Source organism: Streptomyces sp. NPDC127106 (genome assembly GCF_042677605.1).
Classification (GTDB): Bacteria; Actinomycetota; Actinomycetes; order Streptomycetales; family Streptomycetaceae; genus Streptomyces.
Genome location: NZ_JBHXTC010000108.1, coordinates 1 through 9,442, shown reverse-complemented (window position 1 = coordinate 9,442; position 9,442 = coordinate 1). Strand labels below are relative to the sequence as shown.

Below are 9,442 nucleotides of genomic sequence, written 5' to 3'. Positions count from 1 at the left end.
TTCATCGTGCGTCAGGGAGCCCAGACCACCCTGTACGTGGGAAGCCAGAACCTCACGTACCGAGGGCTGCGGCAGAACGACGAGGCCATTCTTGCACTGCGAAACCACCCGGTGACCGCGGCGTACCAGAAGCGGTTCGAGTACCTCCACAACGAATGCCCCCAGGTGGAGCCCGGGCCGGGCGCAGCGCCCACCCCGAACCCCGACGGCGAAGAATAGAACAACCGCCCTCACCGCACGACGCCGGGCAGGGCGGACGGACCGCCCTGCCCGAGCCCGGGCTCCCGCCGGTCTGCCGCCGGCACGCGCCTCGCCTGCGGTCCTCGGCGGCGCAAAACGAGCCATCCCCTCTAGCGGCTCAGCCACACCGCGGTGCCGATTGTGCCCTTGATGTCGCCAGCCCCGCCGAAGCCTGCAAGCCGGAGCCTGAAAAGTGTGACTGAGCGCTGCAGTTGGCGGCTCTCGCCAACTGCAGCGCTCAGAAGCCACCCAGAGGCGTCTACCGCGTGGTTGCCTGTTCGATCAGGGTGACCACTGCTCGCGGGTTGTCCACTTCCACTATCAGCCGGGTGTATCGCTCGTCCGCCAGCTCGATGACGATCGCCTTTTCGGGGTTTCGTACGTCCCAGAAGATGCGCTCGCCCTCGTGGTGCCAGGTGCCTGCGGTGATGACTCCGGGGAGATGGGTGCCCGGGGCGCGTAGACCCTTGCGGTCGCGGATGATGCCCGGGTCGTGGGTCGCGCCGCGCACATTCGCCAGGGGGATCTCCAGGCGGCTTTTCAGCGCCCACAGCTTGTCCAGGCCCTCGACTGCGACGATGAGGGCGGTGTTCTCAACGGTGATGCGGGCCATGCTCAGTCTCCTGTCGGTCGGATGTGCCGGGCGAGGTTGATCACGGGCCCGGGCTGGTTGCGGATGCGCGCGCCCAGGACGGTCGCGGTGAGTGCGGGGGCCAGTTCGGGCGGGGCGAAGTCGGCCAGGGCTTGATCCAGGGCTTGGAAGGCTTCGGCGACCAGTTCCGCGATCTCGGGGTCGTGCGGGGCCCGTTCGACTGCGGCCAGCAGGAGCAGGCCGGCAGCCGGGCCGCTGTCGTACGAGGCCGCCGCTGATGCCAGGGCCTGGGCGAGGTCGCCGCTCGCGGCGAGGGCGGCCGTGAGCGGGCGGACCTGCTCCTCCACGTGGGTGCGCAGAGCAGAGACGTAGAGGCCGCGCTTGCTCCCGAACACCTTGTAGAGGCTGCCCCGGTGCACGCCGAGGCCATTGACCAGATCGTCGATCGACGTGCCCTCGTAACCGTGGGCCGCGAACAGCTCGGCGGCAGCCCGAATGACGTGTCCTTCGTCGAAGGCGCGTGGTCTTCCCATGCCTCGACCCTACGAGTTTGAGAATGACCAGTCAAGAACGACCGTTCTTAAACTCGGCGCGCAGAATGGCCCACGCAGCTCACGAGCCGCAGCCCGCAATGGCGGGCCCAGCGAAACTGCCCCCCGTACTCAACCTGCCAACTCGAGCGCTCAGCCGCCACCTGAAGTGCGCAGTCACAAAAAGCTGACAGCCCCGAGTGTCGACTTCCCTCCCGAAATCGAACAGGTTTACGATCGCGGCGTGACCACGACCGTATTCCCCGAGGACCTCCTCCAGCTTCAGGAACGCCTCCACCGCGCCCACGCCGAGCACCGCGCCTACCTGGCAGGGCTGCCCTGGAGCGTGGAGCCCATGGCCGGCTGGACGCGGGGCGAGCGCTACTCCCATCGCGGTGACGTACCCGATAGCCCTGGCTGGAGCAACGAGCAGAAGCAGAGGGTCGACGAGATACGGGCGGAGATCCTGGAGCTGTCGATCGCCGTTGTGGACCACTCGCACTGGGCGACCGTTCCCCGTGAGGAAGTAGTGGCCGCCCGCATGCAGCTGAAGAGGCACGCCGCCCCATCAGACGACGCGGGAGCAGAGGCGGCGTAGCGCCGCTACTCCTTCCCAACGCACGCTGGGCAGAGATGACGTACCAGACGACGCGCCGACCCCGATCGAGCAGATGGACCCGACCGGACACGGCCTAAGTGCGGCCCCGAGCGTCGCCCGCGAGTCTGGAGCCATGGCCGAGTCCAAAGTGACCATCCACATTCCCGACGAGCGGGGCCGGCGCCTGGTGACCTACCGGCGCGAGGAACTCGGCCGCGCGACCAACGAGCGGGACGTCCGGGAGTTCCTCTACCGGGCAGGCATGGCAGACGCCGAGGACGTCGATCTGACCGACGAGGCCCTCTTCGACTGGCAGGGCACCGGACCCGAGTCCTGGGCCTGAGCCGTGAAGGCCCTGTGGAACGGCGCGATCTCGTTCGGGCTGGTCAGCGTCCCGGTGGCCGTCGTGCCGGCGACCGAGCGCCACGCCGTGCACTTCCGGCAGATCCACCAGCACGAAGGCGGACTCATCGGCCGCGTCCGCAACCTCAAGGTCTGCGAGCTCGACGGCGAGCCCGTCGAACTTGACGAGATTGGCCGCGGCTACGAGACCTCCACCGGCACGATCCCCGTCAGCGACGCCGAACTCGACGCCCTACCCCTGCCCACCGCCAAGGCGATCGAGATCGTCAGCTTCGTCCCCACAGCCTCCATCAACCCCGCCGCCTTCGGGGCCGGCGCCTACTATCTGGCAGCCCCAGACCCCATCGCGGCACGGCCCTACGTCCTCCTGCGCGAGGCCCTCACCCGCACCAGCCGCGTCGCGGTCGCCAAATTCGCCTTCCACCAGCGCGAACGCCTCGGCCTGCTCCGGGTCGTCGGCGACGTCCTGGTCCTCCATGGCCTCCGCTGGCCGGACGAGATCCGCGAGGCCGACGTCCCGGCTTCCACGGTGGAGGTCACCGAGGACGAGGTCCAGGCCGCCGTTGTCCTCGCCGACGCGATGACCACCGACACCCTCGAGGGCATCCGCGACAACTACCGCGACGCCGTGGAGGAACTTCTCGCGGCCAAGGCCCGCGGGGAGCGCACGCAGCCACCCGAGGCCCCCGCCCCGGTGATCGACCTCATGGCCGCCCTGGAGGCATCCGTGCAGAAGGCGCGGGAAGCCCGCGGTGAGACCGAGGCCACCGTCCACGAGCTCCCTGCCAAGAAGAAGACCGCGAGGAAGGCTGCCAAGAAGACCACCGGAGCGGCCGAGGGCCGCACGCCGCGCCGCCGCGCTTGATCACGCGGTCCAGCCGGGGACTCAGCGCGCCACCGACCTCTAAAATAGAACATGGACCGACGCTGACGATCCAGGTTCGCACCCCTGAGGGAGTACTGATGGAGGCGTTCGCGGCAGCAAGTATGGACAGCTTGCGGCACTACACGCCTGAGGAGGCGGCCGAGTTCCTGCCCGTATCCGCCGCGACACTTCGAAAGTGGATCTACGCCCGGAAGGTTCCGCATCACAAGCTGGGAGGTAACCCCTCATTCAGCACGGAGGACATCCGTGCCATGTGTGCCATGTCGGCCGTGGCGCCATTACGCGAGCCCACACCTACGGCTAGCGGCGAAGCGGAGCCCCCACAGCCCAGCGAGCCAGCCCAACTCGCAGCCCGGACCGTATCTCACCGTCGATGAAGCCGCGCTCATTCTTCGCTGCAGCACTAAGTGGCTTCGAGACGGGGTGAACCACTCGGGCTTTCCCCACGCCCGCCTCAGCCGCCTCCTGTTCACCTGCGAGGACGTTGAGCGCATCTTCGAGATGCACCATCTGCCGACGCTCCCCCGACAGCCCCAGAGGGCGAGCCGAAGGAAGCGCAGTCAGTCAGCCAGGAAGCAAACCTGATCCGCGGCGCACCTGGGCCTGACGGAACCGGCAGCTGACCGCCCCGGCAGGCCCTCGGCAGCCGGCGCGTGTCCCCTCCCTTGTGGACATGGCCCCATCCGGTTTGCCGCCTGCCTCTGGCGAGCGACCCGGCGGTGGATCCGGTCGGGCCCTGCGTTGCTCAGCGTGACTGACCCGACCCATACCAGCAGAAGCAACGGCGGCCTGGTCAACAGCGTCCATCAGGGCCGAGGCCAGACCCTCCACGCCAGTCCTCTACTGGCAGTAGAGTCGAGGTATGGCAGACGAGACGAGCATCAAGGTGAGCGCGGCGACCCGCGACCGGCTGGCCGCGCTGGCGATCGAGCAGGGCACGACGATCCGGCAGCTGGTCGAGGAGCTCGCCGAGGGCCGGCCGACTCAGGCCGAGTACGCTGAGCGGGCCGAGCAGGCCCGCGCCGAGCTCGCCTCGGTGCTGGGCACCGTGCCGAGCGAGGAGGCCGAGGCCAAGGCCCGCGGCCTCCTGGAGCGCCTGGGCGCCCGGCAGGACTCGGCGGCCGCGTAGTGGGGCCGATCGCCGTCGTCCTGGACCACACGACCGCTACCGCCCTCCATGACCCGAAGGACCCGTACAACGAGGCCGTCGCCGCCTTCTACGTGCAAGCCTCCGGCGGTCTGGGCACGCTCTATGCGCCCGTGCTCTCCCTGACCGCCGGTGACACCGGAAGACCCGACCTGCTCGCCTACATCAACGGGCTGCGGTTCATCCAGATCGAGCCCTTCGACACGGCTGCCGCCCTGTCCGCCACCGAGTTCCTGCACGCCGGGCACCCTTGGGCGGTCGTCCACGCCATCCACGCGGCCCGCCCCTCGGCAGACTTCCCCGCCGGCCGCTACCTGCTCACCCTGGAACCCGCGCTGTACGAAGGCACCGGCGTCCAGGCCGTCCATCCTGATCACTGACCCAGGACAGTCCCGGCGGGGTCCGGAGACGCCCTGCTTGGGTCGACCTCTTGAAGGGGCACTCGCCATCGCTGGCCACTGCCCCTCTTTCTTTGGTCCGCACGCCGTTCGGTGTGCGGACCATTTGCTTTGCTTGCCGTTTAACGTCGGGACGGGCCCTCAGTCGAGCCAAATCACCATGGCGTGGCCATCAGAGGCTGCGGCTTGGAAGAACTCCGTCAGAGGGGTGAACAGGTCTCGGGCCCAGTCCAGCGACGTCGGCGAGTCCCAGATCTGTGGGTAGATCTCGGCTGCGACGAGTTCGGAGTGATCGACACCTTGGATCAGCAGGTCATAGGTCATCTGTTCCAGTGTGTCGGCGGCCAGCCGTACACGGTCGGCAGTCACGTATCGCGGCGGCCCGTAGCCCCAGTCATCGGCCTCGGCGAAGGGTTCCTCGCCATGCACGATGTCTACCGGGAACGCCGAACGCTTCAGTAGGAAATCCAGCAGGTTCCAGGTCTGGTGCGTGGTGAAGTGACGAGCTTCGGCCGGTGCCGTCTCGTGGTCTTCCTGAGCGTCCTGGATCTCCTCGGCGAGGTCCAGAGCCCACTCGGGATCCTTCAGGGCCCGGGTCAGTTCTTCGGGTGTGACACGCAGGTACTCGCCGTTCATGCTCATGGGCGGCAGCTTACGGAGAGGCTCCGACAGCAGGTCCGGCTGGTCATCAGGTGCGTCGCGGTTTGGTGCCGACCTTATGGTGAGCGGGTCTGGTATAGGACTCGCCGGTGGCGAGGACCCGTCCGACGTCGTAGCGGGTGGCGGTCCGCCGATTCTTCGAGCCGGGCGGGCGGCCCGGGCCGGGCCGGCTGGGTTTCGGTGCACGGGCTGGCGTGCCGGTCTTCGCGCGTAGGTTTCTAAACCCCCGGCGGACTCGGGCGGGGGTGAGCCTGTTCGGTTCCGCCGGTCGTTCCCACGGCCGGCGGAGATCCCGAGCGAGCGGGCGGGCGAGACGAAGTTGGGCGTGTGCGGCCAGGACGAGCCAGGTCCACCGGTCGGCAGCGGCGGAGTCCCGGAGCTTCGGACGGGTCCAGCCGAGCGTCTGCTTGAGCAGGCGGAACGTGTGCTCCACGTCGAACCTTCGCAGGAACGCCCGCCAGCAGCGGTCCACATCCTCCGGGCCCGCACCGGTGCCCGACCACCACAGCCAGACGGGCTTGTTCACCCCGCCGCTCGGCAGCTTCGCGACCGTCAACCGAATCACGGTGCCCTCGATGACCGGCAAGGGCCCCTCGTGATCATCCCAAGCCGCACGGCGGGTCAGCCGGGGGTGCAGCCGGTCCCATGCCTGCGCGGTCGCGGTCCCATACCGTTCGGTGTCCGTCACGGTCACGACGTCTGCCTCGCCCCAGGTCTCGGGACGGCCGAAGACGAACTCACCACCGTGCTTGGGCGGGCGTCCGCCCTGCGGCGGACAGATCCACGGCACCGGGACCGGCTTGCGCATCACCCGGTCCGAGCGGAGCCGACCCAGTACTTCCACAGGCAGGTCAGCCAGAAGGTGGGCGATGCGAGGTGCGTCGTAGCCGGCGTCCAGCACGACCAGGACGTCCGAGTCGTCAGGCCGCCACTGGCCGGCCGCGACGAGGCGCTCGACGACCTCGCGGACTTGCCCGGCCGTGACAGCGGCCAGGTCCGCGCCGGGCTCCAGCCGGATCGCGTCCAGCAGCGCGGTCCACGAGGTCCGGCCCGTTTCCAGCGCAGCGACGATCGAGTACGGCCAGCCGGGCACCATCTGGTGCTTGCCCAGGCCTCGGCCGAAGGTATGACAGAACGAGCGGTCCGAGCAGGTGTCGGCATCTGGTCGCAGCCACGGCGAGACGTCCACGGCCAGCACCAGGCGACCGTCGTTCGCCCGGGGCAACGGCACACCCGCCAGCGCACGACGAAGGCGGGCTACATCGATCCGGCCTCTGTTCACCCCGGAGTACAAGGCGCCGTGCCCGCGCCGGTGTTCCGGCGCAAGCGCCAGATCCACCAGGGTCCGGACCGGTCCGTCAGTACACAACAGCGCGTCGCACAGCTCGAACAAGGCGTCCGCCCGCGATATCAGGCACGCGTACAGCTCCGACCGGAACTCCGTCACCGTCGTGAACGCGTCTCGTTGAACCCCGTGCTCGACCAGTCCCACGATCCCGGCCTCCGTGCCGCAGCGACCCTGCCCACAGGATCACGCCCCGGCTCCTGGCACGTCCGCTGAACTGCGAAAACACCGAACAAGTTCGAGCCTCGTTCGACGCCTGACGATAAACGTCAAGCTTTGTGCCTGTTTCTGAACCCTCGGACTCTGCGGGGCCGGTAGCCGTGCAAGCTGGCCGGGATTGGACTGTGCCCCCCTCGACGAAGCCCCCGAGGATGGCCGGAAGTCTTCGAGCGGGGGGAACTGATGAGGCGTCCTACAACTGCTGCGGCCGTAGTCGGTCTGTTGCTGGCCCTGACGGCCTGCGAGTCGGGGGCGGCGTCCGGCAAGGTCCAGGGCACCGACGCCGAGTTGGCCTGCGCGGCCGTGAGGCGACTGCCGGAACCGCTGCCGGGCACCGACAGCGTGAAGGCCTTCGACATCTTGGTGTCGCGCCTCGTCGGCGCCGGACATCTGGCCAGGGCGGCTGCCCTGGCGGATGCCAAGTACCAGCCGCTCGCCGACGCCCTGGACAAGGCGCACGAGCTGCTCAACGTGACTTCCGACCCCAAGCAGGCCGAACCCGCAGTCAAGGAGGCCCGGACGTACTGCTGAGCGCCTGTTTCTGCGCCCTCGGACTCTAAAGGTCTCCCCCGAAGACCGCCCCGCGCGTCCCACACACCCCAGCAGTTCCGTTCGCCGGAACGGTCACCGTGACCGTTCGGCGAACGCTTCCGCAAACTCCGCATTCCGGGCAATGGTTCGTCGACCTGCTGCTCTGGGGTTCAGAGACAGGCACTTTGCCGGGCCCTGGCTCTGGCGGGCCACGCGACGGTCCCGGACGGGGATCTGGGCCCGGGACCGTCGTGCTTGCGGGGTGGTCAGCCTTCGGTGAACAGGTGTTCCTGCCGGGCGTGGACCAGGCGGCGCCATGCGGAGCGGACGTGTTCTTCGTTCTCGGTCCAGCGGATGGCTGAGGGGGCCGGCAGGGGCAGGCCGGCCATGAAGTGGGCGACGTCGACGAAGTACGCGAAGTCGCCGCTGACCGTGAGTTCGCGCAGGCGGCCGATGGTGGCGGCCAGGTCCTGATGCTCACTGCGGACGGCGTGGTGGAAGGCGGTGGCGAGTTCCACAAACCGGTGGAGGAAGGGGAGTCCGGCGGCCTCGATGTCGCCGTGCAGGCTCCGGGCGCAGTCGGGAACGGCGTGCTGCCCTGCGTCCTTGATCAGGGCCACGGTGTTCGCGAGGAGGGTGTTGGAGCGCTGGTCGAGGCCGTCGAGGAGCTGGTGGGCGAGGGCGAGTTCGTCGTCGGCCCGGGCGGGGTCGGCGAAGGAGACGGCCAGGGCGAGGCGGACCTGCATCATGGCGCGTTCGCCGGCGGCGCCGTGCTGTTCGGCTTCGGCGCGGCCGGCTTCGAAGGCTGCGACGGCCTGGCTGGTCTCTCCCTGGGACCAGCGGATGTCGCCGAGGACGCGGCGGTGGCGGCCTTTCCAGCCCAGGGTGGGGACGGCGGCCAGGGCGGTGGGGAAGTCGCCGGCGAGGCGGGCGAGGTTGGCAAGGCCCCGGCGGGCCCGGGGAGCGTACCGGCCGCCCGAGTCGACAACCTGCTGCATGCCTGCGCGGGCGGCCTGGTTCTGGCTGAGGTCCTTGTACGCCTTGGCCCGGTAGTACAGCCCATCTCGGCGAGCTCGGCGGGTAGCAGTCCGCTGTCGAGGACGGCGGTGAGCCGGTCGGCGGTGCGCTGGCGGTGTTCGTGCTGGCGGCGGGCGATCGCGGTGAGGAGCTCGGCCAGGGCGTCGGCGGGGGTGTCCGGCGCCGGGTCGGTGCTGGTGTCGGTGGGGAGGGAGAGGGGTTCCCACACGGAGTCGTCGGTGTAGGCGTGGGCCGCGGCGGTGAGCCAGCCCAGGTCGCTCAGGCGGTGTTCCCGGGCCAGGCGCAGGCCCTGGCGCAGGCAGGCGACCAGGAGCATGCGGCTGGGTCCGAGCGCGGTGGCGTGGGTCCACTGGTCGCCGAGCGCGGCCAGGGCACGGGTGGCGGCCTGGTTCCAGTCGGCCGGGGTCCAGCGGTCGTCGCTGTGGTCGTCGTCGCGGACGGCGCTGCGGATCGCGCGGTGCAGGTGGTAGGGCCACAGGGCGTACGGGTTCTCGTTGACCAGGGGCCGGTCGACCAGGCGGCGGGCCGGTGCCTGCTGGGCGAGGCCGGCGGTGCGGGTTGCCAGGTCGAGGTCGAAGGCATCCAGCAGGGCGACGCTGCGCAGCAGATGGCGTTCTTCAGGGGTGAGGTCGGACAGGATGCGGGCCACGAGCGCGGGGAAGGTGCAGTCGAAGTCGGCCGAGGTGGGGGTGCGGCCGGTGCGGCGGATCCTCAGGAAGCGGGAGACGGCAAGGTCGAGGTGGAGGGGCAGGCCGTGTGAGCGGGCGGTGATCACGGCCGGATGTCGGCGCCGATGAGGGCTAGAAGATTGATGAAAATGTTGGGTTCTGGCCCCGCCGTGTCAGCGGCGGGGCCAGACTCGTTTTCGTGGTTCAAGGGGAGTGGGTCGGGGAGA

Annotated in this window: 14 protein-coding genes and 1 pseudogene; 9 read left to right on the top strand and 6 right to left on the bottom strand. The window is 69.3% G+C overall.

Annotated elements, in window-relative coordinates; translation table 11 throughout:
• Positions 1-219 (top strand): phospholipase D-like domain-containing protein (locus ACFVGY_RS37230; protein ID WP_385686855.1); only part of this gene is annotated, 219 nt, incomplete at its 5' end.
• A 280-nt stretch (positions 220-499) separates the two neighbouring features.
• Here ACFVGY_RS37230 and ACFVGY_RS37225 read toward each other — a convergent pair.
• Both ACFVGY_RS37225 and ACFVGY_RS37220 read right to left on the bottom strand, forming a co-directional pair.
• Positions 500-853 carry a hypothetical protein gene (locus ACFVGY_RS37225; protein WP_385686852.1) on the bottom strand — a complete coding sequence of 118 codons (354 nt, stop codon included), beginning with the start codon at positions 851-853 and terminating at the stop codon, positions 500-502.
• Positions 854-855: 2 nt separating this feature from the next.
• On the bottom strand, positions 856-1,365 hold the full coding sequence (locus tag ACFVGY_RS37220) for a TetR/AcrR family transcriptional regulator (RefSeq protein ID WP_385686849.1): 510 nt from the start codon (positions 1,363-1,365) through the stop codon (positions 856-858).
• Between the two features lie 241 nt (positions 1,366-1,606).
• Between ACFVGY_RS37220 and ACFVGY_RS37215 the strand changes: the two genes are divergently transcribed.
• The 7 genes and pseudogenes from ACFVGY_RS37215 to ACFVGY_RS37185 all read left to right on the top strand — a co-directional run bounded on the left by ACFVGY_RS37215 (position 1,607) and on the right by ACFVGY_RS37185 (position 4,736).
• Positions 1,607-1,960, top strand: a complete 354-nt coding sequence (locus ACFVGY_RS37215; RefSeq protein ID WP_385686846.1) for a hypothetical protein — start codon at positions 1,607-1,609, stop codon at positions 1,958-1,960.
• A gap of 133 nt (positions 1,961-2,093) precedes the next feature.
• Positions 2,094-2,303, top strand: coding sequence for a hypothetical protein (locus ACFVGY_RS37210; protein ID WP_385686843.1), 210 nt, complete (start codon positions 2,094-2,096; stop codon positions 2,301-2,303).
• A 3-nt stretch (positions 2,304-2,306) separates the two neighbouring features.
• Positions 2,307-3,188, top strand: a complete 882-nt coding sequence (locus ACFVGY_RS37205) for a Ku protein (RefSeq protein ID WP_385686840.1) — start codon at positions 2,307-2,309, stop codon at positions 3,186-3,188.
• 98 nt (positions 3,189-3,286) lie between these two features.
• Positions 3,287-3,418, top strand: a pseudogene (locus tag ACFVGY_RS37200) (helix-turn-helix domain-containing protein); the annotation flags it as partial.
• A gap of 37 nt (positions 3,419-3,455) precedes the next feature.
• The gene (locus ACFVGY_RS37195; protein WP_385686837.1) at positions 3,456-3,794 is read left to right on the top strand and encodes a helix-turn-helix domain-containing protein; all 339 of its coding nucleotides are present in this window, start codon (positions 3,456-3,458) and stop codon (positions 3,792-3,794) included.
• 277 nt (positions 3,795-4,071) lie between these two features.
• Positions 4,072-4,338, top strand: a complete 267-nt coding sequence (locus ACFVGY_RS37190) for a hypothetical protein (RefSeq protein ID WP_030965736.1) — start codon at positions 4,072-4,074, stop codon at positions 4,336-4,338.
• Positions 4,338-4,736: a hypothetical protein gene (locus ACFVGY_RS37185; RefSeq protein WP_385686833.1), complete on the top strand. Its 399-nt coding sequence runs from the start codon at positions 4,338-4,340 to the stop codon at positions 4,734-4,736. Before ACFVGY_RS37190 ends, ACFVGY_RS37185 begins: the two co-directional genes overlap by 1 nt.
• Positions 4,737-4,895: 159 nt before the next feature.
• Here ACFVGY_RS37185 and ACFVGY_RS37180 read toward each other — a convergent pair whose 3' ends face one another.
• Complete coding sequence (locus ACFVGY_RS37180) at positions 4,896-5,396, bottom strand: YfbM family protein (protein ID WP_385686830.1); 501 nt, start codon at positions 5,394-5,396, stop codon at positions 4,896-4,898.
• Between the two features lie 46 nt (positions 5,397-5,442).
• On the bottom strand, positions 5,443-6,906 hold the full coding sequence (locus tag ACFVGY_RS37175; protein ID WP_385686827.1) for an NF041680 family putative transposase: 1,464 nt from the start codon (positions 6,904-6,906) through the stop codon (positions 5,443-5,445).
• A gap of 255 nt (positions 6,907-7,161) precedes the next feature.
• Here ACFVGY_RS37175 and ACFVGY_RS37170 point away from each other — a divergent pair, with 255 nt between their 5' ends.
• The gene (locus tag ACFVGY_RS37170) at positions 7,162-7,509 is read left to right on the top strand and encodes a hypothetical protein (protein WP_385686825.1); all 348 of its coding nucleotides are present in this window, start codon (positions 7,162-7,164) and stop codon (positions 7,507-7,509) included.
• A gap of 266 nt (positions 7,510-7,775) precedes the next feature.
• Here the strand turns inward: ACFVGY_RS37170 and ACFVGY_RS37165 are convergent, their stop codons facing one another.
• Positions 7,776-8,258 carry a hypothetical protein gene (locus ACFVGY_RS37165; protein ID WP_385686822.1) on the bottom strand — a complete coding sequence of 161 codons (483 nt, stop codon included), beginning with the start codon at positions 8,256-8,258 and terminating at the stop codon, positions 7,776-7,778.
• A complete protein-coding gene (locus ACFVGY_RS37160) occupies positions 8,255-9,322 on the bottom strand; it encodes a hypothetical protein (RefSeq protein ID WP_385686819.1) in 1,068 nt (355 codons plus the stop codon). The genes ACFVGY_RS37165 and ACFVGY_RS37160 overlap by 4 nt, the downstream gene beginning before the upstream one ends.
• Positions 9,323-9,442: the final 120 nt, after the last annotated feature.